Origin of the sequence: Burkholderia cepacia, assembly GCF_001718835.1 — a bacterium.
In the GTDB taxonomy this organism is placed as follows: Bacteria; Pseudomonadota; Gammaproteobacteria; order Burkholderiales; family Burkholderiaceae; genus Burkholderia; species Burkholderia cepacia_F.
Genome location: NZ_CP013444.1, coordinates 1,758,278 through 1,783,198, shown reverse-complemented (window position 1 = coordinate 1,783,198; position 24,921 = coordinate 1,758,278). Strand labels below are relative to the sequence as shown.

Genomic DNA, 24,921 nt, shown 5'->3' with positions numbered 1-24,921 from the left:
GGCGCGTGCGCCTCTATGCTCACGTCATGGACATGTCGCAGCAATGACGGACAAGCCAATGCCGATGCAGATCGATTTCCCGCCGGAACCGCCCGAATATTGCGCACGCGACCTGGTCGTGGCGTTTTCGGCGATCGTCGATGACAGCTGTGTGCAATGTGCGATCACGGCCGAGGCGCTGGAAGATCATTTCGGCGCGCCGTCGCTGCTCGAACGCGACCTGCTGGCCGCATTCGACGCGCACCGGCCGGCGATCGAGGCGATGGCACGCCGCATGCTCGAGGAAATCGGCGGCCGGCCGGTGCTGCTGCACAGCGGTCACTTCCGATTCGGCGGCTGACGCTGCGTAACGGTCTCGGGAGGGGACATGACACTGTCGGGCAATATCCGCGAGGACGACTGGTCGGTCGAGGTCGAGACGCGGCCGGACGCCGCCGGCGGCGGGTTCCGCTGCCGCGTGCAGGTCGAGCACGGCGTCGGCCCCGCCCGGTTTCACCATGCGTTCGAGCACAGCCATGCGTATCCGACCGAGCGGGAGGCGATGATCGAAGGGCTGCGGGCGGGCATGACGTGGATCGAGATGAAGGCGTCGCAGACCTTCAACGTATAAGAGAAAGGGGAGCCGCACGCGGGGGCGTGCGGGCAACGCGCGGCGGGGCCGCGCACGCTGCCGGCCAGACTGCGGCCGGCAAGGACGGACAGCGCAGGCAGTCACTACAGATGAATCTTCGCCGTCTCGCGGCCACGCGGGCGGCGCATATCAGGCGATCGGCACGAGGGCGGCCCCGTCAGGAGACACGACATGGGCGTGGGCATGCAGATCGCCTACTTCGGATTCGCCGGTTCGGCCGCACTGGAGGCGGAAGCCGGCGAGCAACTGGTGCGCCTCGAACGGTTCCGCACATTGATCAGCGGCTGCCACCTGGCGATCGAGTCGCGCGCGTCGGGCGCCGGCCAGCGCGCGTACGACGTGCGGCTCGACCTGATCACCCGCAACAACGAGCTGAGGCCGATTCCGCATTGCGTCGGCGAAGACCCGCACGAAGCGGTGCGCCGCGCGTTCGCGGCAGCCGAGCGGACGCTGATGGCGTGGGTCGGGCAGGGGACGGGAACGCCGGGCACGGCCGGACAGGGTTCGCATGCGCTGCGTTGAGCGCGAAGGGCGGCACGACGGGCGCAACAACGGGCGCGACCCGCGCGCGCCGGTTCGTGTCGACGGGTGCGTGCGGCGAGTCGCGCGGCTTGCCGGCCGCTCAGACCCGGGCGAGCGCTTGCGAGTCGATGATGCGCACGCGCTTGCCGCGCGTTTCGACCAGCGCTTCGCGCTGGAACCGCGAGAACATCCGGCTGACGGTTTCGAGCTTCATCCCGAGATAGCAGCCGATTTCCTCGCGCGTCATCCGCAGGTTGAATTCCGTCGCCGAATAGCCGCGCGCCTCGAAGCGCGACGACAGGTTCAGCAGAAATTGCGCGACGCGCTGTTCGGCCGACATCGTGCCGAGCAGCAGCATCTGGCTCGATTCGCGGACGATCTCGCTGCTCAGCATCTGGTAGAGGAAGTGCTGCATCGGCTTGATCTCGCGGCACGCCGCTTCGAGCGCGCCGAACGGGATGATGCACACGACGCTGTCTTCGAGCGCGATCGCGTCGCAACAGTGCTGGCCGCCGCCGATGCCGTCCATCCCGAGCGTTTCACCGGCAATCTGGAAGCCCGTCACGTGCTCGCGGCCGTCGCGATGCATCATCACCGTCTTGAACGAACCCGCGCGCACCGCGTAGATGCTCTGGAACGGATCGTCGGTGCGGAACAGCGCGTCGCCCTGGCGCACCTGCCGGGTCGTGCAGATGATCGCGTCGAGGCGGCCGTATTCGGCGGCCGTCAGTTGCGGCGGCAGGCACATCGAGCGCATCGCGCACGCCGAGCAGCGCGCGGCGGGATGTTTGGCGGCGTCGGCCCGGGCAATCGCGTGAAGCGGCGTCGCAAGCCGCCGCGCGACGGGCACGGCAGCAGCGCTGACGGATGCTGATGACATGATGCACTCCGGCACTTTCAGGTGCGGTGCGCGCGACGCGAGCGCACCAGGGATTCGATGACGCGGCATGCGGCGTCGAATTCGACGGTCTTGTCGAAGAAGTAGTCGGCTCCGGCCGACGCGCATGCCTCTCTGAATGCCGGCGCCGAGTGATTCGTCAGCACGATCGTGACGATGCGCGGCGCGGCCTTCGACAGCGTCCCGATCAGGTCGAGGCCGCTGCCGTCCGCCAGCCGCAGGTCGACGATCACGACATCCGCCTGGCTGCTGCGGATATGCGTCCACGCGTCCTGGCCGTCTTCCGCCTCGCCCACGACGGCGACACCGCGGATCGCGCCGACGAGCAGCGCGATCCGCTGCCGGACGGCGACGGCGTGATCGACGAGAAACACCCGGAGCGCAACGGATGACAGGCTGGCATTCATGAAAGCCAGTATCCGGTTGCGACGCCAAAAAGGAAATCGGCCGAATTGGAAGTTGGTGTAGGCCGCTGCGACGCGTTGTAGGGTTTTTCCTACATGCGCCGCGGCGATGGGGCCGAAACGCAGTGGGGCCGAAACCCGTGCCGCACCGGCCGGATCAGCCGGCCCGGCGCGCGTCCAGCGCATCGCGCGCGGTGCGGCACGCGGCCAGATCCCACGCCGCACAGCCGACGCTCTTGAACAGCAGCGGCCCGGTGCGGTCGAATGCGCCGGCCAGCACGTCGGCGAGCGACGCGACGTGCTGCCAGTCGACCTGCGCGACGATCAGGTCGCCGGCTTCGTGGCGCGCGCCGGCCGGATCGTCGACGACCAGCCGGCTGGCGCGCACGGTGTTCGCGTCGATTTCCGCGGCGTCCGCGGTGAACGCGCCGACGCCGACCACGAGCCGGCCTTCGCGCGCGGCTTCGCGGTAGACGGGCGTGCGGCTCGTCGTCAGCGTCACGACGACGTCAACGGTGCCCGGAATGTCGTCGCCTTCGAGCGGTGCGAGCTGCGGCGCATGGACGCGCTGGGCGTCGCAGAACGCGGCGGCGCTTGCGGCGCTTGTGCCACGCACGAAGAGGCGCGCACCGGGAAAGATCGCCGCGAGCGCTTCCGCGTGATTCGCCGCCTGCTTGCCGGTGCCGATCAACAGGATGTCGCGCGGCGCGGCGCCGTGCAGCGCCTGGATGCCGAGCGCGGTGATGGCCGCCGTGCGGCGTCCGGTGACCGTCGGGCCGTCGAGCGCGAAGCGCATCTCGCCGGTGGTCGCGTCGTACGCGGTCACCTGGCCGAGGATCGTCGGCAGCCCGCGCGCGCCGTTGCCCGGACACACGTTCACGAGCTTGTGGGTCGCGAGGTCACGCGCGCTCGACGGCATCGACAGCATCACGCCGCCGGCCTGCAGCGGCACGACCAGGCGCTCGGGGCTGACGATCTCGCCCGCCGCGTAGTCGGCGACGGCCTGCCTGAGCGTGGCGAGCAGCGCCGGGTAGTCGAGCAGCGCGGCCGTGTCGGCCGCATCGAAAACGGGAATCGGGGAAAGCGCGGTCATCGTGTGCGTCGGTTGAGCGTGGACGCCGGGCGGACAGCGCGCCCGGTGCTGGGTTGCCGGATACCGCGAGACGGGCAGTGTGGATCGAATCTATACCAATTTCCGGCGGGGTGACAAGCCGGAAAATAAAACGCCCGGGTGCTTTTGGTTCTAATATCTGTCCAGAAGCGGGCGCGGCGGCGCCCCGCTCCGGTATAGTGCGAACCCGTCCACGATCCCGAACATCCGGCAGGAGCTCCCACGATGTCGTCCGCGCGCCTCGAAATCCTCGAAAACGGCTTCCGGCCGCTGCAGATCTACGAGCAGGTGGCCGAGAAGATCCGCGACGAGATCCGCGCGGGGCGCTACGCCGCCGAGTCGCGGCTGCCGTCCGAGCGCGAGCTCGCAGGGCTGTTCCAGGTCGGCCGGCCGGCCGTGCGCGAAGCGCTCGGCGCGCTGCAGAACGAAGGGCTCGTGTTCACGAAGCGCAATTCGGGCACCTACGTCGTCGCGGCGCCGCTCGACGTGCTCGCGCAGCGCGGCGACACGCACAAGGCGTCCGAAGCCGATTTCAGCCCGACGTCGACGCTCGACGTGCGGTTGATCCTCGAGCCGGCGATCGCGCGCCTCGCGGCCGCGCATCGCAAGCCGGACCCGGTCGCCGAGCGCTACCTGGCGCAGATGGAAACCATTACCGACGTAGACGATCCGCATCAGCGGGCGCTGTGGAACGAGAGCGACCGGTTGTTCCACCGGCAACTCGCGTTGATGACGGGCGACCCGCTGATCGTGAAGATCGCGGACGAAGTCGCGAAGACGATGGACCAGCCGCTGTGGAAGCGGCTGAAGGACGACGGCATCTACGACGCGGGCCGGATCCGGCTCTACGTGTCCGAGCATCGGCTGATCTACGAGGCGATCGTGTCGGGCGACGCCGATGCGGCGGCGTTCTATGTCGAACAGCACATCCGCCGCGTGCGGCGCGATATCGCGCCGAAGTAAGCGGGGCAAGCGGGGCGTCTTTGCTCTGTTGCTCTGGTCTGATTTTTGACCAGAAGATGGGATCGCTTTTTTAAACTGCTTGAATAATGACCAGTTGTGTCCTACATTGGTTCGACTAAAACCAATCAGGAGACATCATGCGACACCTCGTTACTGCGCTCTCGGTGGCCATCGCCGCCGGCGCGCTGACTTCCGCGCACGCGCAGGAAGTCGTGATGATCGGCCATTCGGCGCCGCTGACCGGCCCGCAGGCCGCGAACGGCAAGGACAATGAAAACGGCGCGCGCCTGGCCGTCGACGAACTCAACAAGGCCGGCATCAAGGTCGCCGGCAAGACCGTCACGTTCAAACTGGTTTCCGACGACGACCAGGCCGACCCGAAAGCGGGCGTGCAGGTGGCGCAGAACCTCGTCGACAAGGGTGTCGTCGCGGTGCTCGGCCCGTACAACTCGGGCGTCGCGATTCCCGCATCGCGCGTGTACTCGAATGCCGGCGTGCCGATGCTGCCGGTCGCATCGAACCCGGCGCTGACCAGGCAGGGCTTCAGGAACATCTTCCGGATCGGCGCGAGCGACGAGCAGCTCGGCGGCACGATGGCCACGTTCGCCGCGAAGACGCTGAACGCGAAAACGGCCGCCGTGATCGACGATCGCACCGCGTACGGGCAGGGCGTCGCCGAGCAGTTCATGAACGTCGCGAAGGCGAACGGGATCAGGATCGTCGACCAGGAATTCACGAATTCGTCGGCCACCGATTTCCTCGGCATCCTCACCAAGATCAAGGCCAGCAACCCCGACGTGATCTTCCTCGGCGGCTATGCGGCACAGGGCGCGCCGATGGCCAAGCAGATGAAGCAGCGCGGCCTGCGCGCGAAGCTGCTCGGCGGCGACGGCATCTGCTCCGCCGACATGGGCAAGGTCGCGGGCGACGCGGCATCGATCGTCTACTGCGCGCAGGGCGGCGTCGCGCTCGAGAAGACGGCGGCCGGCCGCGAATTCCTGAAGAAGTACCACGACACGTACCACACCGATACGCAGGTCTACGGCGTGAACTACTACGACGGGATGAAGCTGCTCGCCGACGCGATGGTCAAGGCCGGCACGACCACCGACAAGGCGAAGCTGATCGCGCAGCTCGCGAAGTCGAACTACGCGGGCGTCGCGGGCACCTATTCGTTCGACGCGAACGGCGACCTGAAGGGCGCGCCGACAACCGTCTATGTGATCCGCAACGGCCTGCCGGAGCCGTACGGCAATTGATTGACGCGCTCGAGCGGCTCGCGCGCCCGGCGTGCGCGCCGGCCGCGGCCGCGTTTCCGATTCAAATCCCCTGAGCAACCGATGAAAATTTCCCGATCCCTTTCCACCGTCGAAGTGCATACGGGCGGCGAAGCATTCCGCATCGTCACGAGCGGGCTGCCGAGACTGCCGGGCGACACGATCGTCCAGCGCCGCGCGTGGCTCAAGGAGAACGCCGACGAGATCCGCCGCGCGCTGATGTTCGAACCGCGCGGCCACGCCGACATGTACGGCGGCTACCTCACCGAGCCGGTGTCGCCGAATGCCGATTTCGGCGTGATCTTCGTGCACAACGAAGGCTACAGCGACCATTGCGGACACGGCGTGATCGCGCTGTCGACCGCCGCCGTCGAGCTCGGCTGGGTGCAGCGCACGGTGCCGGAAACGCGGGTCGGCATCGACGCGCCGTGCGGCTTCATCGAGGCATTCGTGAAGTGGGACGGCGAGCATGCGGGGCCGGTGCGCTTCGTCAACGTGCCGTCGTTCATCTGGCAACGCGACGTGTCGGTCGAGACCCCGTCGTTCGGCACCGTGACCGGCGACATCGCGTACGGCGGCGCGTTCTACTTCTACGTCGACGGCGCGCCGTTCGACCTGCCGGTGCGCGAAGCGGCAGTGGAAAGGCTGATCCGCTTCGGCGCGGAAGCGAAGGCCGCCGCGAACGCGAAGTACCCGGTCGTGCATCCGGAAATCCCGGAGATCAACCACATCTACGGCACGATCATCGCGAACGCGCCGCGCCATCCGGGCTCGACACAGGCGAACTGCTGCGTGTTCGCGGATCGCGAGGTCGACCGCTCGCCGACGGGCTCCGGCACCGGCGGCCGGGTCGCGCAGCTCTACCTGCGCGGGTTGCTCGCGGCCGGCGACACGCTCGTCAACGAATCGATCGTCGGCACGGTCTTCAAGGGGCGCGTGCTGCGCGAAACGACGGTCGGCGGGATGCCGGCCGTGATTCCGGAAGTGGAAGGCAGCGCGCATATCTGCGGGTTCGCGAACTGGATCGTCGACGAACGCGATCCGCTGACCTACGGTTTTCTCGTGCGCTGAGCGCGCAGCCCGGCTGCCGGGCACGGGTCGAACCGGTTGCAGTACCAGGCTTGGCGCGCGGTTCCGGTTGCCGGACGCGCGCTTTTTTTGCGCGCGTCGCCGGCCCGGCGGCCGGCGCGCGAACGAGCGCCGCCGAGGCGCTGCGCCGTCCGCCGGACGGCGGGCCGCGCGAGTTTGGTACGATGCAGCCTTTTCAGCCGAGCTCCACCCGCGTGAATCGCCGAAACGTGTCGTCAGTGCGTGACTTTTGTGCCAGATGGGTCGCGCGCGCCCAACCCGTCGCGGCTGCCGCCGCCGCGTTGCTCAAGCGTCTCCTCGCCGCCGCCTGGCTGCACCTGCGTCATCCGACGCGCCGCGGCGTGCTGCTCGCGGGCGCCGCCGTGCCGGCGCTGTTCGCGGCGTACGTGGTCGTGCTCATTCCGTTCACGCCGGGCATCGGCGACATCCGCAAGGCGCGCGTCGACCAGCCCGCGCAGGTGCTGTCCGCCGACGGCAAGCTGCTGGCCGAATTCAAGCCGTCGAACCGGGAATGGGTGCCGCTCAAGCAGATCTCGCCGCACATGGTCGACGCACTGATCGCGACCGAGGATCACCGCTTCTACGAGCACCACGGCCTCGACTGGAAGCGCACGGCGTCGGCCGCGCTCCATACGTTCTCGGGCAGCCGCCAGGGCGGCTCGACGATCACGCAGCAGCTCGCGCGCAACCTGTACCCGGACGAGATCGGCCGAGCGCCGACGCTCACGCGCAAGGTGAAGGAGGCGATCACCGCGCTGAAGATCGAGGCCGTCTACAGCAAGGACCAGATCCTCGAGACCTACCTGAACACGGTGCCGTTCCTGTACAACGCGTACGGCGTCGAGATGGCCGCGCGCACCTATTTCGACAAGTCCGCCGACGAGCTCGACGTGCTCGACAGCGCGACGCTCGTCGGGATGCTGAAGGGCAACAGCTACTACAACCCGGTGCTGAACCCCGAACGCGCGCTGCAGCGGCGCAATACGGTGCTCGGCCAGATGGTGAAGTACGGCAGGCTGTCACCGGCGCAGTTCGCGCAATTGCAGCGCCGGCCGTTGCGGATCGATTTCGAGCGCCAGAAGGAGCCGCCGGGGCCGGCGCCGCATTTCGCGCAGCAACTGCGCAAATGGCTGATCGCGTGGGCCGACCGCAACGACTACAACATCTACGCGGACGGGCTGATCGTGCGCACGACGATCGACTCGCGGCTGCAGCAGATGGCGACGCAGGCGCTCACGCTGCAGGGCAACCAGCTGCAGGGGATCGCGAACAACGCGTGGAGCGGCCGCGACGGCTGCGGCACCGACAACGAGGTATTCCGCGCCTTCATGCGCGAGTCGCCCGAGTACAAGGCCGCGCAGGACGCCGGCAAGGACGACGCGGCCGCGATGAAGCTGCTCGCGGCCGACCGCGGCTTCATGCGTGCGCTGTGCAAGACCAAGACCGACGTGCAGGCCGGCTTCCTCGCGATCGATCCGCGCAACGGGCAGATCCGCGCGTGGGTCGGCAGCCGCGACTTCACCCACGAGCCGTTCGACCACGTCGCGCAGGCGCGGCGCCAGCCGGGCTCGACGTTCAAGCCGTTCGTCTATGGCGTCGCGTTCGCGAACGGGATGAAGCCGGACGACACGTTCATCGACCAGCCGGTCGAGATCCCGTTGAAGGGCGGCGAGATCTGGCGGCCGAACGACGACGTGCCGCCGACGGGCAAGCCGATGACGCTGCGCGACGCGGTCGCGCTGTCGCGCAACCGGATCACCGCGCAGGTGATGGAGAAGGTCGGGCCCGCGAAGGTCGCGCGGCTTGCCTACGCGATGGGCGTGCGGGAAAGCCCGCTCGAACGCGTGCCGTCGCTCGCGCTCGGCACGAGCCCGGTCACGCTGAAGGAGATGGTCGCGTCGTACGCGACGATCGCCAACGGCGGGCTGTACGTCGAGCCGCAGATGGTGACGCGCATCGAGAACCGCCAGGGCGACGTGCTCGCCGAATACGCGCCGGCCCCGCCCGAGCGCGCGCTCGACGCCGAAACCGACAAGACGCTGCTCAGCGTGATGCGCGACGTCGTGACCGCGGCACCGGCACGAGCATCCGCACGCGCTTCGGAATCCGCGGCGACGTGGCCGGCAAGACGGGCACGACGCAGGACAACGCGGACGGCTGGTTCATCCTGATGCAGCCCGGCCTCGTTGCCGGCGCGTGGGTCGGTTTCGACGACGGCCGCGTGACGTTGCGCAGCGATTACTGGGGGCAGGGCGCGCACAGCGCGCTGCCGATCGTCGGCGATTTCTTCCAGCGTGCGCAGCGCGCGCGGCTGATCGACGGCAAGGCGAAGTTCGATACCGAGCCCGCGCCGGACTGGCTCGAATCGCTGCAGGATCGGATGACGGGCCTGTTCGGCGGCTGGTTCAAGTCCGACACGAAGACGCCGCCGCCTGCACCGAAGGCGCCGCGTGCGCCGCAGCCGGCCGAGCCGGAGGCGAGTGCGGCGTCGGAGGCGTCCGCGCAGGAAGCCGCGTCCGGCGGCATCGTCGAGGAATGGGTACCGGCATCCGAAGTGGCCGCGTCGGCGGCAGCGCTGGCGGGCAGCGCCGCCAGTGCGCCGCAGGCGCCGTCGAACGGGGCGGGCGGCGGCAGCAACGGCGCGTCGCCGGCCGCACCGACGTCTCCGGCGTCACCGTCGCCGGCTCCCGCGCCGGCTGCGCCCGACACGCAAGCGCCCGCCGGGGCGAGCGGCGCGGAGTGATCCCCGGGTAATCCTCCGATTCAGGTTTCGCGCAGGCTGCCGTAATACCGCCATCACGACAGCCTCGCGCGGCTCGTCCGCGTCCCCCCGATGCGCACTTCTTACAATTTCGTCGCGCTCGAGCACGACGATTTCCTGGCCGGCGCGCCGCTCGGCTTCGATCTCTACGATGCCGACGGCGCCGCGCTGCTGCCTGCGGGCACGACGCTGCACGATGCCGCGCAGCATGCGTTCCTGTTCGACCATTTCCAGCCAGCGAGAAGAGACGCGGCCGGCCTGGGCGTGGCCGGCTTGGCCCCAGCAGCCGCCCCGGCGGAACCGCCGAAAGGCGACGTGCCGTCGGTCGCGCACATGGGCCTGTGGATGGGCGCGCCGATCGGCCTGCGGCGGCGGGTCGGCGCGACGCGCGCGATGCTGCGCTGCCGGCTGATCGGCCAGCGGGCGTCGCAGTCGCTGCTCATCGAGCCTCAGCATGCGACGGCGCTTGAATTCAGGCCGGGCGACGGCGTCGAGGCGATCGTGATCGGGCGTGCCGCGGCGTACCGCTTCGCGGCGACCGTCGACATGGTGCAGCCCGGCCCGGTGCCGTTCATGGCCCTGTCGCCGCCGGGCTTCATCGAATGCCTGCGGGTGCGCGCGGAGCCGCGCGTGCCGGCGCGGCTCGCGGCCCGCTGCTGCAGCGGGCAGGACGGTGTGGGGAGCTTCGGGATCGTTCGCGACATCAGCGTGAGCGGGCTGTCGGTGGCGGCGAGCCGGACGATCGCCGCGGCGGGCGAGCCGCTGCGGATCCGGCTGCCTTACGAGGTTGGCGGCAATGTTGCGTTGCTGACACTGGACGGCACGGTGCGCCACACGCACGCCGACCCGGCCGCGCCGCAACTCGTGCTGCATCACGTCGCGTATGGCGACGACATCGAGGCGGCCAATGTCGTGCGCCTCAAGGCGTTGCTGTTCGACCGGCTGATGGCGTCGGCGGAATTGGGCGGGGTGAATTGAATGACGTCGCGTCCCGCGCTCGTTTTGTGCGGGACATTCGTTGCCGCCAGCTCGATAATCATCTGATTAATTGGCTGGGCAGACGGTGATTGTATGTTTTCCGTCAACAGTGAATTCGTGATTTAAGTATTTACCCTGATTGTGGGGGCTCCTAGACTTCCACTCATCCGCACCGAACCATGAGTCCGATGCGTTTGAAAACAATCTCGGAGGTTCCAAATCATGAAATCGCTGATCAAGGCAGTTGCACTGGCCGCCCTGGTGGCCGCACCGGTCGTTTCGTTCGCCCAGAGCCAGCAGCCGCTGACGCGCGCGCAAGTGCGCGCCGAACTGGTCCAGCTCGAAAAGGCCGGCTACAACCCGAACGACTGGATCAACTACCCGGAAAATATCCAGGCCGCGCAGGCAAAGATCGCCGCCGCCCGCAACCCGGGCGCGCAGGCCGATACGACGGGCTACGGCGCGAATGCTGCCGCAGCGTCGCAAGCCGGCCAGCGCGTGGTCGTGCCGGTGTCCGGCGACACGTCGTCGGTCTACCGCGGCCGCTGAACCGGCGCCCGCGAGGGCGGTCGGATCGCCCCGGAATGACGGAAAGCCCGCACTCGGTTCGGTGCGGGCTTTCTCACGTAAAGGGGGCCGCGCCCGGCGTTCATTACCGCGTGTCGGGCGGACGCTGCGCCTGCGGCGCGGTTTTCCCGTGCGCGCGGCTGGCGAGCACGAGCGCGATGCCGCCGAGGATCGCGGCCGATGCGAGCGCGAGCCGCCAGGTCGGCTGTTCCGACAGGAACAGCACGGCGCCGCACGCGGCGATCGGCGGCACCGACAGTTGAACCGCCGCCGCGCGCATCGCGGCGAGGTGTTTCAACGCCGCATACCAGACCACGTAACCGATGCCGGACGTCAGCGCGCCCGACGCGACCGCGAGCAGCGCGCCGCGCGTCGTCGGATGAAAACGCCCGGCGAACACCGCGCTCAAGGCCAGCGCCATCGGCGCGGCGCGCAGGAAATTGCCGGCGGTCGCCGCGACCGGATCGACGGGCCGACGGCCGCGTACCGAATAGATTCCCCATGCGATGCCCGCGGCCGTCATCAGCGCGGCGCCGCGCGGCGTCGGCGCGGACACGCCGGGCGACACGAGGTACAGCAGCCCCGCGACCGCGGCGGCCATCCCGACCCAGCCCGGCGCGGTGAACCGCTCGCCGGCGTGCAGGCCGGCCGCGAACATCGTCAGCTGCACCGCGCCGAACAGGATCAGCGCGCCGGTGGCCGCGCTGACGGTCAGATACGCAAACGAGAAGCACGCGACGTACACGAACAGCATCGCCGCGGCCAGCCAGTCCGCGCGCGGCGGCGGCCGGCCGGCGCCTGCGCGGACGACGATCGCGAGCATCAGTGCGCCGGATACGAGACGCAGGCTGCCGAAGCTGGCCGCGTCGATCCGTCCGGCCTGCAGCGCGAGCCGGCACAGCAGCGAATTCGATGCGAACGCGAGCATCGCGACGGCCGTCAGCAGCACGGTGCGCGCGGCCGGCCGCAGGCGCTCGACGGAACCGGACGTGACGAGCGGGAGCATCGCGGCCTAACCTCACAGAAGATGCCCGGCGGCGATCAGCACCGCGCCGCCGAGCAGCGCGAAGCCGAGCGGCGCGGTGACGCGGCGCTCCCACGCGGCATTCTTCTCGATCGCCATCGCGGCCGCGAGCGCCAGCATCCAGCCGAGACTGCCCGCGCCGACCACGAACATCAGCAGCATCAGCGCCCAGCAGCAGCCGACGCGACGTCGCGCGCGTGTCGACGATGCGAACGCGGATTGCGCCGAGGAATGCAGCAGTTGCGGGGAGCGGAATGGATGCGCTAGCGGGATCGAAACGGGGTTTCGGTTTTCCGGTGTAGGCGGACGAGGGGCAGATGCAAGCGCGGCACTATGCGGCTGACAATTGCGCGCTCGTGCGCTAGCATCGCGATCGGTGTCGCCGCGCCGAGGCGGCCGCAGCGCGTCGACCCGCGCCGGCCCGGCGCGCGGCGCCGTGCTCCGAGGCGCGGCAGGGCGGCCGCCCGGCACCGGGTTCCACGACTTCAACGAACAACAAGGAGCATCCATGCGTGTCTTGACCGGTTTGCTGTTGCTGCTGGCGGTGGCGGCGAATGCCCATGCGCAGGCGAATTGCGCGAATGCCGCCGACCAGGCGTCGATGAGTGCGTGCGCCGATCGCGCGTACAGGAAATCGGACGGGGAACTGAACCGGACCTACCAGGCCGTCACCGCGCGGGTGCGGGCCAACCGGCCGCTGGCGGAGAAGCTCGTCTCCGCGCAGCGTGCGTGGATCGCGTACCGCGATGCCGAATGCGGTTTCTCGAGCGCGGGCGCGGAGGGTGGCAGCGTCCACCCGATGGTCGTGTCGACCTGCCTCGACGATCTGACGAAAGCGCGCACCGAAACGCTGAAGGGCTATCTGTCGTGCGAGGAAGGCGATCTCGCGTGCCCGGTGCCGGCGAAGTGACGGCGGCGGAACGCGTGCCGCCGGCGCGCGTCCGTTACACGTCGCCCGTTACACGTCGTCCGTTTCGTCGAGCAGCTTGTGCCGCATCGCATAGCGCACCAGCGCCGCTTCGTGCGGCATCTGCATCTTTTCGAGAATCCGCGTCTTGTACGTGCTGACCGTCTTCGCGCTCACGCACAGCGCGTTGGCGATCTCGGTCAGCGTCTGGCCCGCCGCGATCCGCCGGAACACGTCGAATTCGCGATCGGACAGCCGTTGGTGGGGCAACGTCTCGGCCGGCTCGTTCAGGCTCTGCGCGAACTGCTCGGCCATCGCGAGGCTCACGTAGACGCCGCCCGACGCGACCTTCGTCACCGCGCCGACCAGCTCGGCGCTCGCGCTTTCCTTCGTCAGGTAGCCGGACGCGCCGGCGCGGAACGCGCGCACCGCGTACTGCTGCTCCGCGTGCATGGTCAGCACGAGCACGCGCAGCGCCGGCTTCTCGTCCTTGATCTGCTTGATGAGTTCGACGCCGTTGCGGCCGGGCATCGACAGGTCGAGCACCAGCACCTGCGCGGGGGTGGCGCGCACGAGCGCGATCGTCGACGGGCCGTCGCAGGCTTCGCCGGCCACTTCGAATCCGGTGGCGTTCTGGAGGATGTGCCGCAGACCGTCGCGTACGAGCGTATGGTCGTCGGCGATGAGCACCTTGATCATGTGATTGAGGTTTCCTGTTGAATCGTGGTCAGCGGCAAGGCGACGGTGATCGAGAAACCGCGCGCGAGCGCGGTGTCGATCGTCACGGTGCCGCCGAGCATGTGGGCGCGCTCGCGGATGCCGATCAGGCCGAACGATTTGTCTTCGTGGGCCGGGCCGCCGGGTGCCGAGCCGCGGCCGTTGTCCGCGACGCGCAACACGCAGAAGCCGCTTTCGACGCCGAGCGTCAGCGTGACCCGGGTCGCGTCCGCGTGGCGGGCGACGTTGGTCAGCGCTTCCTGGACGATGCGGAACAGCGTGGTCGCGCCGGCGCTGGTGAACGCGAGGCCGCCCGTTTCGATGTGCCGCTCGACGTCGATCCCGTAGCGGTTCGTGAAATCGTTCGCGAGCCATTCGATCGCCGGCACGAGGCCGAGATCGTCGAGCATCACCGGCCGCAGGTCGGCCGCGATGCGCCGCACCGACGCGACCGTCGCGTCGATCAGCCGCCGCATGCCCTGCAGGTGGGTGAGCACGTCTTCGCCGGCCCGTCCGCTGTCGGGCGCGCGCAGCGTATGCTCGACCACCGACAGATCCATCTTCAGCGCGGTGAGCTGCTGGCCGAGGTCGTCGTGCAGCTCGCGCGCGATGCGGGTCTTTTCTTCCTCGCGCACGTTCTGCAGGTTCGCCGACAGCTCGCGCAGTTCCTCGCGCGACTGCTTCAGCGCATTCTCGGCGCGCACGCGCTCGGTGATGTCGCGCAGCATCACCGTGTAGAGCTTGCCCGACGCGTCGCGGATCTGCGAGATCGACGCCTCGATCGGGAACTCCTCGCCGTTGCCGCGCAGCCCGAACAGCACGCGCTGGCGGCCCATCTGACGTTCGGACACGCCCGTCACGCCGAACTGGTCGACGTGCTTCGCGTGCGCGGCGCGGAACCGTTCGGGGATGAAGCGTGACAGCGGCGCACCGATCGCTTCCATCGCGGACACGCCGAACACCTGCTCGGCCATCGGATTGAAGATCACGACCGTCTGTTTTTCGTCGATCGTGATGATCGCTTCCATCGACGAACGGATGATGCCCATCATCCGCGCCTCGTTGAGGATGCCGCGGCTGCGGGCGCCGACGTCCGCGGCGGACCCCGGCCGGCCGCGCACCAGCGCATACGCGAGCGCGGCGAACGCGATCGACGCGATCAGCCCGGCGGCGAGCACGGTGCCGGCCGCGCGTTGCGCGCCGGTTGCGCTCGGGCGGCCGTCCGCGGAATAGGCGAGCGTCAGCACGGTGCCGCCGAAGTTCAGCGCGTCGGTGCGCCGCATCAGGTCGGGCGACGCCGACGCCTCGTCGGTGATGGTCTCCGCGCTGACGATCGGCCGCGGGTCGCCGTCGACGCTGATTCGCAGGTCGATCCCGCGCTCCGAGTCGAGCGCGCGTTCGACGAGCCGCCGCGGGCTGAGCTCGGCGAACAGCACGCCGTCGATGCCGCCTTCCCGCGCGACCGGGTGCTGCGGGTCGGCGACGGGCAGGAACAGCGTGACGGTGCGGGCGGCATCGTCGTCGGCCGCCCGGATGCCGAGCGCGGCGTTGCCGGTCTGCACGGCGCGCCGCAGCGACACGGCGTCGGCCGCACCAAAGCGCGCGGCGGGCGCCGACGACGCGGGCGCGCTGAGCGCGGCGACCGCGAGCGGCACGGCCGACGAAGGCGCGGCGGCGCCGGCGAGCTGGCCGCGCACGGCGGGCGGCAGCGGCGCATAGCCGATCTGGCTGATCGGCGAACGGCTGTTGTCGATGGCGAGCGCGTCGACATACTGGCGCCACTGCACGGGCGTCATCTGCGGCGCGAGGCCGAGCGCGCCGCGCGCGCCTTCGAGCACGCCGACGCTGTCCTGCAGCTCGTGGAGCAGCATTGCCGTCACGTGCGTGACGCGGCGTTCGAAACGCGTATGGACGGCGCCTTGCCACTGCTCGCGCACGAGCAGCGCGACGCCGAGCGACAGCGCCGCGCCGGCGCATAGCGCAACGACGCCGGCCGCGAGCGGCTGGCGTAACATGGTTTGAAAGCGCATGCGCACCGGGGCGTCGCGCGTCGGGGTTCCACTGGCGGTCATCTACGGGCCACTCTGTCCGAGGCCGCCCTGGCACCGGGGCGACAAAGGAAAAATCGGGCGCGGTTGGCGCCCGATGCTTGGCGGTATCTGTTATCGAGACGAAATTGTGCGCGTTTTATGACTTTTTTGTAATGGGGGCAGCGGAAATTCAGACAAAAGATCGGGGGCCGGGGGGAGTGACCGTATTTGATGCGCGTCAACGGGCGTCCGGGAGCGTGGGGCCAGACTAAGAAGTCTAGGGGCCGGCGGAGCCGCCGGCGATCTGATTCGAACCTGCCTTGCGCAACGCGCAAGGCTGTCCGGTGAGAGGTGCGGAACATGTACAAGCGGATTTTCGTCGGGCTCGACGGCAGCCCGAGCGCGCGTCTCGCGCTGAACGAGGCGATCCGGATCGCGGTCGCGTCCGGCGGCGCGATCACCTGTGCGTCCGTCGTCGAGCACAAGACGCAACTCGTCGACGTCGACGCGGGCTTCGCGGACACACGGGAACCCGAGCCGTCGGCGCTGGACGCCGCGACGCTCGTGCTCGACGACGCGAAGGCCGCGCTCGATGCGCACCACGTGCCGGGCACGGTGCGCGCGCTGACAGCATATGGCGAGGACATCGCGGCCGTGCTGATGCGTACGGCGGCCGAAACCGATGCCGACCTGATCGTGATGGGCACGAGCGGGCGGCACGGCCTGCGCAGGCTGCTGCTCGGCAGCGTCGCCGAGTCGCTGCTGCGCGCGGCGGACCGGCCGGTGCTGCTGGTGCGGCACGACGAGAAAACGGTAACGAAGCCCGCCTGAGCCGCGCGTGCATGAACCGGGCCGCGTGCGAGCGCGGCGTTTGACGGCGCGCCGCGCAATGCGTCGTGCCGGCGCCGCATGCGCTGAGCGGCGCACCTGCCGCGGCGCTGAAGTTGCGCCGCGCGGCGCACATCTGGCAGCATCCTTGACGTAGCCCCTTTTTTCGCTCATCGCCGGGCGCGCGTCACGCCGACGCGCGACGGGGCCGGCGTCCATGGAGCCCATCACGCATGACAATATCGACCAAGGGACTGCGGCTGGCCGAAGTGTGGTTCCAGCGCGCGCTGTGGATCATCGCCGTCGTGTTCGCCGGCTTCCTGATCGGACTCGGCGGCCTGATCGTCGGCGATTTGCCGCGCGTCGAGGTGACGCTGGACCGCGACGCGTTCATCGACCGGCAGGCGGCCGCGCCGCTGCGCCAGACGCTCGCGAAGCTGTCGGCGGACCTGACCGCGAATCGCGACGCAACCGAACAGGCGTCGATGCTGCTGACCGCGGCCGAGCAGGATACGCAGCAGGCACGCGAATCGTTTCGCACGACGATCGCGAGCCGCCATGCGACCGAGCGCGCGGAACAGGATCCGGCCGTGCTCGCGCATGCGCGCGCGCTCGAGGCGGCGACGCAGCGCGAACGCGACGCGCAGGCCCGCATCGGCACGCTGAAGCAGGCCGCGCAGGCGCTCGAGCGTGAGCAGGGCGCAACCCGGCTCGCGCTCGGCGAACTCGAAGCGCAGGCCGACCGCAAGCTCGAAGCGGCCCAGCGCGAGCAGGAACTGCGCGTGTTCGGCATCCGGCTGCTGTTCACGCTGCCGCTGCTGCTGGTCGCAGGCTGGCTGTTCGCGAAGAAGCGCGGCAGCCGCTACTGGCCGTTTGTATGGGGCTTCATCTTTTTCGCGCTGTACGGATTCTTCGTCGAACTGGTGCCGTACCTGCCGAGCTATGGCGGCTACGTGCGCTATCTCGTCGGCATCGTGCTGACGGTCGCGGTCGGGCAGTACGCGATCCGCGCGCTGTCGCGCTATCTCGAGCAGAAGCGCCGTGAGGAGCAGCAGCCGGACGTGTCGCGGCGCGAGGCGATCGATTTCGTGACCGCGTACGCGCGCATCGCGAAGAAGGTCTGCCCCGGCTGCGAGCGGCCGCTCGACACCGCCGATCCGAACGCGAATTTCTGCCCGCATTGCGGCATCTGCGTGTTCAACGCATGCGGGCAGTGCCGCACGCGCAAGAATGCGTTCAGCCGCTTCTGCCCGTCGTGCGGCACGTTCGCCGGCACGACCGCGCCAGCCACGCCGTCCACCCCAGCCGCGTGACGCGCGCGGCGTCCGGCGCACCGTACAGCGCGGCGTTCGTCAATCCCGTTTAGAATGCCGGACATGCCGTCCCGGCTGCGCAACTGTCGCAGCGATCGTTGCACGGCCGGACGCCGGCGTCGGTCCGGCCCGCATGTCTTCCAGGAGCGCCGCCGTGTGGCACTTTCCCATCGCTATTCCATCGTCGCTCGGCCCGTGGGCCGTGTTCGCGAGCGTGTTGATCACGCAGCTCGGCGTGCCGGTGCCGGCCGTGCCGATGCTGATTCTCGGCGGCACGATGGCGGCAATGGGGCAGGCATCCTGGGTCAGCATGTTCGCGGCGGCGATCGGCGCGACGATGCTGGCCGATTCGCTGTGGTTCTTCATGGGCCGCACGCGCGGCCGGCGCCTGCTGAACGGCCTCGTGCGCTTCTCGCTGTCGCTCGACACCACGCTGCGTTTCGCACGCAATCTGTTCGAACGCCACGGTGCGCCGCTGCTCGTGCTGTCCAAGTTCCTGCCGGGCCTCGGCCTCGTGTCGGCGCCGCTGCTCGGCACGACCGCGATCGGTGTCGGCGTGTTCCTGTTCTGGGATCTGGCCGGCGCGTCGCTGTGGGCCGCGTTCTGGCTGGTCGGCGGTGCGGCCATTCACGACCAGATCGTCCAGTTCGTGCTGTGGGTGCGCGCGAGCGGCGGCACGATCCTCGACGCGTTCCTCGCGATCTTCATCACGTTCCTGCTGTACCGCTGGGTGCGTCGCGTGCAGTTCCGCCGTTATCTCGCGCAGGTGCGCATCTCGCCGCCGCAACTCGTCGAGATGATGACGTCGGACGAGCCGCCGCTGATTTTCGACGCGCGGCCGAAGGCGATTCGCGAGCGCGAACCGTACCGGATCGCCGGCGCGGTGCCGGTCGATCTCGATTCGCCGGACCTGCTCGACCCCGAAGTGCTGAAACGGCCGATCGTCGTCTATTGCGTGTGCCCGAACGAAGCGACCGCGAAGCGCCTGATCGCGAAGATGCAGCGCAAGAAGATGGCGCATCACATCAAGGCGCTGAAGGGCGGGCTCGATGCGTGGGAAAAGCACGGCTACCCGGTCGAGCCGCTGCCGGCGGATCTCGATGCGTCGCGGTATTTCGTGCGGCCCGAACACGGGGCGCTCGAAGGCGAATATACGGTGCGGGCGACGTTGTCCAAATAAATACGTCGAGCCGGTTCCTGACGGAAAGTGTCCAAAAAGTGTGCCAAATTTTGCGGTGTCAACTTTCGTCAAGTCGGTAAATATTCCTCAGATTTTTAGCTACAATCGCGCGAGAGCGACCTTTCGTCGCCGCTGGCTGACCGTCCTTGTGTCGCTTTCTCTGACGGTAGCTCGAACCTGAGAGAAGGACGACAAGAAATGGTACTCAGACCACCCGTGCCCGGGGACCTGAAAAATCGCGACCTGTACGAAGCCGTCCATCGCGGTTTGTTGCAGCACGACCGGCTGTTGATGCTGGATACCCCGCTCGGCAAGAACGCGTTGACCCCGTTGCGGGCGCGCGGATCGTCGGGAATCGGCGGTGACTACCATTGGATGGTCGATGTTGCATCGCTGCACGACGATACAGCGCTGCTGTCGCTGATGCATCAGCCTGTCACCCTGTGGATTCAGCAGCGGACGACACTCTACGCCGACTCGATCTATCGCCCCGTGCATGGCTTCGTGCATCAAGTCGGGTATTTTGGCAGCGACGGTAGTGTGTCAACCTTTCAGCTCGAATTTTCCTCCGCCCTGATTTTCCTGAGCAAGACCCGCAACGATGAAGGCTGGCTCGAAAAAGACGCCCGCGAAATTATCTCGGAAATACTCAACCGATATCCGCAGCTTCAGGGGCGGTTCCGCTTCAACCTGACGCGCGACCCTGCCGTGCGCTCATGGTGCCGTCAGAGCGAGTCCGATCTTCATTTCGTACACCGCCTTCTCGAAGATGAGGGCTGGTATTTCTATTGGGTCCACGAACAGACAAAAGACGGTGAGCCGCCAAAAACAACGCTCATCATTCTGGATCGCGTGGCGTCGCTGCCGGAAGCAAAATCGGCCGAATACTATCGCGGCAACACAGATCACGAAGCGGACGGGTTCACACAATGGGCGGTCAGGCAGACGATGCAAAGTCTGCGCTACATGTCGCGCGCGTTTGATTACAAGAGGCCGACCGCGACGTTTGAAGTAGACAGCGCTTTGCAATCTACGAGCTATGTAGAGGACGATGGGCGACACAGGGAAGCGCACGGCATCCCACGCGCTCCGATGATGGTTTACGAGCCGACCGCGTACGGCTACCCCGACTCGGAGAGCGGCGCGGCTCGCGCACGTCGGCGCGTACAGGAATGGGATTCGCGCGCACGTCGATATTTCGGCGTCGGTGGGTTGCGCTGGTTGGATGCCGGATTGCGGTTCACGCTGAACAACCATCCGCGACATCCCGACAGCGATCCGAAGAAGCGCGAATTTCTCGTCATCGAGGCGCGTTGGTTTATCGAAAACAACGTGTCGATTGGTCGGCAGGCGACTGAATATCCGCTCAGCCTGCGTGCGACGTTGGCCGAGCAGCAGGCGGCACACGGGGCACGCTTCAAGACTCCGGAGCATCCGCAAGACGGGACGGCCGGATATTTCGTCATCGAGATTGAAGCACAAGAAGCGAGCGTTGAATATCGCAGCCCGCTCACGCATCCCAGGCCGAACATGACCATCGAACACGCGATCGTCGTGACGCAGCAAGGATCGGAAGCGTGGACGAACGAGCGAAATCAAGTCCGCGTACATTTCGCTTGGGACCGCAAGAACCAGGATGGCACGTTTGCTTCGTCGCCGCTGCTGTCGACCATGCAGGCCGATACCGGCAATGGCTACGGATCGGTACACGTGCCACGTGCCGGTGAATGGGTTTTAGTCGCCTATTGGGCAAACGATTGCGACAAGCCATTCATTTTGGGGCGCGTCAACGGCGGCACGACGCCTTCGCAGTGGCACTCAAATGTCCTGCTGTCGGGGTTCCAGTCGCGTGGGTTCGGCGGGACGGGCGCGTTCAATTCGTTCGTCCACGATGACGCCACGAATCAAAGCGGTACACGGCTCGTCAGCTATACGGGCAGCAGCTACGCATCGATCGCGCAGGGTTATTTGATTCAACAGAGCGGCAACACGCGCGGGCGATATCTCGGTTCGGGGTTGCTATTGCACGCCGACCATTACGCATCGGTACGCGGTAGCAGGGGCGTGTCGATCAGCGCGCATCCCGTGTCGCGCGACAGTGATCAACTCGACGTTGACGAAGCGCGCGAGCAGCTTACGCGCTCGAAAAACCTGCTCGGCAGCATTTCGGATGCAAGCGAACAGCATCAAGCCGAGAGCCTGAAATCCGGCGTTGATGCACTGACGACGTTCACCGATGCAACGAAGCAATCCGCGTCCGGTGAAGCTACCGGCGGACGTACAGCAGGTGGCGGCACGGGTAACGCGAATGCGTTCGCTGCGCCGCTGCTGCTGCTCGGCAGTCCGGCCGGTATCGGCTTGTCCACCCATCAGTCGCTACATGCCAGCGCCGACCAACAGGCGAACTGGATCAGCGGCCAGGATTCATATTTCGCTGCGGGCGGATCGATGCACGCGGCTGCGGTAAATCATCTCAGCCTGTTCGCGCGGAATCAGGGCATCAAAGCCGTTGCGGGTAAGGGAAAGGTCGAAATTCAGGCGCAGGACGGCGATCTGGAAATGATCGCGCAGCAGCTTGTGAAACTGCTGTCGGTGGCCGGACGGATGGAAATCGCAGCCGATCAGGAACTGGTCCTGTACTGCGGTGGTGCGACGATCCGTGTTAAGGGCGGCAACGTCTCGATACACGCACCCGGTAGCGTCGATTTCAAAGGAGCGTCGTTTAGTTTCTCCGGGCCGGTCAGTGAGTCGTACGCGATGCCGCAGTTCAAACCGTCGTATCAGGCGCAATACGTCTTGAAGAACGAAGCGGACGGCACGCCGATGATTCGACATGCGTACGAAATGAAGCTGCCTTCAGGACGAACCGTGCTCGGTCACACGAACGACCTTGGCGAAACGGTGCCGATTTTTACACCGAGCGCGCAGAGCGTGAGCCTCAAGGCGTACGAACAGGAAAAGCAGGATGTGGAGCCGTGGAAGTATGCGGGCGGTGGGGAGCCTGACATTTTTGCTGACTACGTGAAGGTTGACCCCGACGAGCGCGCGTGAGCGCCGACGATACTTGGAGAACACAATGGGCGGATCACTTCAACCGGCGGGCGCGTGCGAGACGATCAAAGAGCGTGTACCTGAGTACGCGTATCTGCCGCCAAATACCAAGGGATATTTGCAGGAAAAGGTCGAGACTGCGCTGAAAACGGCGAAATACGTGCCTGTCAAGTTGCGCGATGGATCGATCGTTTATCGGTTGCTCATGCAGGCCGCAATGAGTGCGCCGATGATTTTTGAGGAACGGGTCAAATGGAAGTGGCTATCCAAGTACAAGGCCGAAGTCAGCTTTGATATGACACCGGCTGATGCAATGATTGGTGGTATTCCAATTCCATTCCTCAGTAACGAGAACCCCTATGGGACGGAGCGCCGCCGCAGTCTAAATCCATTTCCTCCCGGGGCGACGGTGGGTTTGCTACGGCGTCCCGATGTGATCATCGTAGATAAAGAGGCGATTCTCTGGCCCGGTCGTGGGACGTTCGATCGAGAGGGCGGCCGTCATGTTCCGAATTTGTTGCGGCTTGTCGAGGTGAAGTTTCCCGGTGACTCTCTAGGTGAAGCTCAGCAAGAAGCCTATAAGCTGATCGCCGGTGATTACAAAAACCGCATGTCGGTGATCGATGTGACCGATTGCAACGGTGATCTGCAGAGAATCCCCAAACCCGCCCCTATTCCCGCGCCGAAAGCCCAAGAGGAAAAGGAGCGCCAGCGCGTGCCTATTCGTAGCGTCCCTGCTGTCCCGCATCACGTCTGGTATGAGGACTGGTGGCAAAAGGCGCATGAGTTCGGCGAAGAGGTTGAACATGCTGTCGCCCCTGTGTGGGATGCCGTACATCGTGGGTATTCGTACCTGTCTGCTGAAACCAGCGCGTTCCTGCATCAGCATGCGGCATGGATGTTTACGGCAGGTCAGTGGATCGCCGATAAGGCGCATAGCGCTTGGGTGTGGGTGGATGAGAAAGGTCACGAAATATTTCGCTACACGGCTGCGCAACTCAAGGCTGGATGGGAGGCAATTGTGCAAATGACCGATATGACGTGGGATGTGCTCACGCATATCGATTGGGCGCAGGTCGGCGTGACGCTGCTGAAGGGAGCCGCGATAGCGGTAGCCATTGTCATCGGCGTTGCGATCGTGATCCTGTTGTTGCCTGAGTTGATCGCGATCTTTGCTGCACTGTGTGCGATTATCTCGGCTGGTGCGGAAGCCGCAGCGGCATTGGCTGCAACCCTTGGTGTAGTCGTCGGCGGTGGGGGCACAGTTGCGGCACTGTCCGCAAGCTGAGTGAATTCATGTGCGACTGATCAATAGATGATCTGATTATGACTTTGAGTGATCCGAAACCCGTCTTGACGCCGTTGCAGGCGCTTTCCCGCTATCAGGAAGATTTGAGCGTGCGCCTTGCCGACAACTCAATGGGCGTGTTGCCGGGAGTCATCGGTACGGTGTTTTTCGAGCGTGGCTCGCAGCCTGAGGTGCGAAAGGCGATTCTTGACTGTTTTGATCGCTTCGCCGAAATGTTCGGCGAGCATCTGAAGGGCGGCAAGGACTCCGACCTTGGTAAATTCTCGAAGCGGAACGAGAAAGGCGTTGAGAAGATTCGACGGGCGATTATCGATTCACCGTCACATTTGAAAGTGAGTGTTGTTTTGTCTAGTGCGACTGATCAAGACACTGCGGCTGAATATAGCATCAAGACGCTCACGGGTTCGGCACTTGCACAAGACTATGTTCATCCCAACGGGTTGCTGCGCGTGGCAAAGGGGAGAGAATCTGGATTGTCATATTTGAAGTTCAATGTGCCGCTGAACTTGATGACAACTAGTGAAGGAATCGTGCAATACGAGAATTTTTTGAAGTATGTTTGCGGTAAACTCGTTGTGCGTGCTGGTTATGGCGGATTGGCGCCAATACTCGCATTTAATTATAGTAAGTACATGCCGCAGGAATGGGCGCTTGCGGAACGTTTCAGCGGACTAGAGATTGATAGCACCGCTCACCTGCAGAAATCTGATTACGAGGCAAATTCGTATGTGGGTGAGTCACTAGAAGAAATGACGGCTCAGTATGATTACCTGCATCCCGGTGCAAAGGTCGGGCGATGGGGTTTCATCAAGGGCGTGAACTGGTACACGATCCTAGGCGAACTGTTCATCGAGCGCTTGGGCGGCGAGGCGGCGATCCGGGAAAAACTTGATCGTCCTGACATCCACATCGAGCGTGCGAATGCGTGTCTGATGATCCGCGCGGGCGACTTCCCGCGCCTTGGTGCTCCTGAAGAAGGCTTGCCTGAGCCGTACGTGTTTGTGAACAGTGTCTTGCGTGTGCTGCGCGATCCGAAGCCTGACGCACTGCACACATACATCCCCGATCTGCCGAGCGCGGACGTAAAAAATGCGCGGAAATGGGTGGCTCGTTTTGACTTGCCCGATGCGCCGCCGATTCCTGAGCCGCCGACTGTCGTTCCGCCGCCCGCGAATCGCGAACCGGTCCGCCAAAGCGTACGGGGCGGCAACCCGTGTCCCGAAGCTGGATGGTGGCATACGCCCGCCAAGGCAGGCAGTCGCCGTTATTTCGAAGCAGGCGAAATCATGCCTGTGATCGAGGGCAGTTCTTGGGGTACGACGAACTGGCATTGGTCGCCGAGTCAGAAGCAGGATGGGTAG

Annotated in this window: 21 protein-coding genes and 2 pseudogenes; 16 read left to right on the top strand and 7 right to left on the bottom strand. The window is 66.4% G+C overall.

The window, feature by feature from the left end; translation table 11 throughout:
- Window positions 1-64: 64 nt before the first annotated feature.
- From WT26_RS28010 to WT26_RS28000, 3 genes are all read left to right on the top strand, one after another.
- Complete coding sequence (locus WT26_RS28010) at window positions 65-340, top strand: DUF1488 domain-containing protein (RefSeq protein WP_155774723.1); 276 nt, start codon at window positions 65-67, stop codon at window positions 338-340.
- A 27-nt stretch (window positions 341-367) separates the two neighbouring features.
- Window positions 368-610 carry a UDP-glucose 4-epimerase gene (locus tag WT26_RS28005; RefSeq protein WP_069274448.1) on the top strand — a complete coding sequence of 81 codons (243 nt, stop codon included), beginning with the start codon at window positions 368-370 and terminating at the stop codon, window positions 608-610.
- Window positions 611-802: 192 nt separating this feature from the next.
- Complete coding sequence (locus WT26_RS28000; RefSeq protein ID WP_060018854.1) at window positions 803-1,153, top strand: hypothetical protein; 351 nt, start codon at window positions 803-805, stop codon at window positions 1,151-1,153.
- A 100-nt stretch (window positions 1,154-1,253) separates the two neighbouring features.
- On the opposite strand, the gene WT26_RS27995 is transcribed toward WT26_RS28000, so the two are convergent.
- From WT26_RS27995 to lhpI, 3 genes are all read right to left on the bottom strand, one after another.
- Complete coding sequence (locus WT26_RS27995; protein WP_069275169.1) at window positions 1,254-2,033, bottom strand: helix-turn-helix domain-containing protein; 780 nt, start codon at window positions 2,031-2,033, stop codon at window positions 1,254-1,256.
- Window positions 2,034-2,050: 17 nt separating this feature from the next.
- Window positions 2,051-2,458, bottom strand: a complete 408-nt coding sequence (locus tag WT26_RS27990) for a response regulator transcription factor (protein WP_069274447.1) — start codon at window positions 2,456-2,458, stop codon at window positions 2,051-2,053.
- A 154-nt stretch (window positions 2,459-2,612) separates the two neighbouring features.
- Window positions 2,613-3,548: a bifunctional Delta(1)-pyrroline-2-carboxylate/Delta(1)-piperideine-2-carboxylate reductase gene (gene lhpI, locus WT26_RS27985; RefSeq protein ID WP_069274446.1), complete on the bottom strand. Its 936-nt coding sequence runs from the start codon at window positions 3,546-3,548 to the stop codon at window positions 2,613-2,615.
- Between the two features lie 243 nt (window positions 3,549-3,791).
- On the opposite strand from lhpI, the gene WT26_RS27980 reads away from it, so the two are divergent.
- The 6 genes and pseudogenes from WT26_RS27980 (at window position 3,792) to WT26_RS27955 (ending at window position 11,183) form a co-directional block, all read left to right on the top strand.
- Window positions 3,792-4,529, top strand: a complete 738-nt coding sequence (locus tag WT26_RS27980; RefSeq protein ID WP_069274445.1) for a FadR/GntR family transcriptional regulator — start codon at window positions 3,792-3,794, stop codon at window positions 4,527-4,529.
- Between the two features lie 137 nt (window positions 4,530-4,666).
- Window positions 4,667-5,788, top strand: a complete 1,122-nt coding sequence (locus WT26_RS27975; protein ID WP_069274444.1) for a branched-chain amino acid ABC transporter substrate-binding protein — start codon at window positions 4,667-4,669, stop codon at window positions 5,786-5,788.
- A gap of 81 nt (window positions 5,789-5,869) precedes the next feature.
- Window positions 5,870-6,877, top strand: coding sequence for a trans-3-hydroxy-L-proline dehydratase (gene lhpH, locus WT26_RS27970; protein ID WP_069274443.1), 1,008 nt, complete (start codon window positions 5,870-5,872; stop codon window positions 6,875-6,877).
- 182 nt (window positions 6,878-7,059) lie between these two features.
- Window positions 7,060-9,638, top strand: a pseudogene (locus tag WT26_RS27965) (penicillin-binding protein 1A).
- 90 nt (window positions 9,639-9,728) lie between these two features.
- Window positions 9,729-10,634 carry a PilZ domain-containing protein gene (locus WT26_RS27960; RefSeq protein WP_069274442.1) on the top strand — a complete coding sequence of 302 codons (906 nt, stop codon included), beginning with the start codon at window positions 9,729-9,731 and terminating at the stop codon, window positions 10,632-10,634.
- A 222-nt stretch (window positions 10,635-10,856) separates the two neighbouring features.
- Entirely contained in the window at window positions 10,857-11,183 is a 327-nt protein-coding gene (locus WT26_RS27955; RefSeq protein WP_069274441.1) for a DUF4148 domain-containing protein, read from the top strand.
- 103 nt (window positions 11,184-11,286) lie between these two features.
- Here the strand turns inward: WT26_RS27955 and WT26_RS27950 are convergent, their stop codons facing one another.
- Together WT26_RS27950 and WT26_RS37715 are read right to left on the bottom strand one after the other, a co-directional pair.
- The gene (locus WT26_RS27950; RefSeq protein WP_069274440.1) at window positions 11,287-12,207 is read right to left on the bottom strand and encodes a DMT family transporter; all 921 of its coding nucleotides are present in this window, start codon (window positions 12,205-12,207) and stop codon (window positions 11,287-11,289) included.
- Between the two features lie 12 nt (window positions 12,208-12,219).
- A pseudogene (locus WT26_RS37715) lies at window positions 12,220-12,408 on the bottom strand (DUF2182 domain-containing protein); the annotation flags it as partial.
- Between the two features lie 325 nt (window positions 12,409-12,733).
- Between WT26_RS37715 and WT26_RS27945 the strand changes: the two are divergent.
- On the top strand, window positions 12,734-13,135 hold the full coding sequence (locus WT26_RS27945) for a lysozyme inhibitor LprI family protein (RefSeq protein ID WP_069274439.1): 402 nt from the start codon (window positions 12,734-12,736) through the stop codon (window positions 13,133-13,135).
- Window positions 13,136-13,183: 48 nt separating this feature from the next.
- Here the strand turns inward: WT26_RS27945 and WT26_RS27940 are convergent, their stop codons facing one another.
- A complete protein-coding gene (locus tag WT26_RS27940) occupies window positions 13,184-13,831 on the bottom strand; it encodes a response regulator transcription factor (protein ID WP_006483707.1) in 648 nt (215 codons plus the stop codon).
- A complete protein-coding gene (locus WT26_RS27935) occupies window positions 13,828-15,921 on the bottom strand; it encodes a PAS domain S-box protein (protein WP_069274438.1) in 2,094 nt (697 codons plus the stop codon). Before WT26_RS27935 ends, WT26_RS27940 begins: the two co-directional genes overlap by 4 nt.
- A gap of 318 nt (window positions 15,922-16,239) precedes the next feature.
- On the opposite strand from WT26_RS27935, the gene WT26_RS27930 reads away from it, so the two are divergent.
- From WT26_RS27930 to WT26_RS27905, 6 genes are all read left to right on the top strand, one after another.
- Complete coding sequence (locus tag WT26_RS27930) at window positions 16,240-16,710, top strand: universal stress protein (RefSeq protein ID WP_069274437.1); 471 nt, start codon at window positions 16,240-16,242, stop codon at window positions 16,708-16,710.
- 230 nt (window positions 16,711-16,940) lie between these two features.
- Complete coding sequence (locus tag WT26_RS27925) at window positions 16,941-18,020, top strand: zinc ribbon domain-containing protein (protein WP_059884747.1); 1,080 nt, start codon at window positions 16,941-16,943, stop codon at window positions 18,018-18,020.
- A 154-nt stretch (window positions 18,021-18,174) separates the two neighbouring features.
- Window positions 18,175-19,200 carry a VTT domain-containing protein gene (locus WT26_RS27920; protein ID WP_069274436.1) on the top strand — a complete coding sequence of 342 codons (1,026 nt, stop codon included), beginning with the start codon at window positions 18,175-18,177 and terminating at the stop codon, window positions 19,198-19,200.
- Between the two features lie 198 nt (window positions 19,201-19,398).
- Window positions 19,399-22,251 carry a type VI secretion system Vgr family protein gene (locus tag WT26_RS27915; RefSeq protein WP_069271280.1) on the top strand — a complete coding sequence of 951 codons (2,853 nt, stop codon included), beginning with the start codon at window positions 19,399-19,401 and terminating at the stop codon, window positions 22,249-22,251.
- A 25-nt stretch (window positions 22,252-22,276) separates the two neighbouring features.
- Window positions 22,277-23,539, top strand: a complete 1,263-nt coding sequence (locus tag WT26_RS27910; RefSeq protein WP_069271871.1) for a VRR-NUC domain-containing protein — start codon at window positions 22,277-22,279, stop codon at window positions 23,537-23,539.
- A 38-nt stretch (window positions 23,540-23,577) separates the two neighbouring features.
- Complete coding sequence (locus WT26_RS27905) at window positions 23,578-24,921, top strand: type VI immunity family protein (protein WP_069274435.1); 1,344 nt, start codon at window positions 23,578-23,580, stop codon at window positions 24,919-24,921.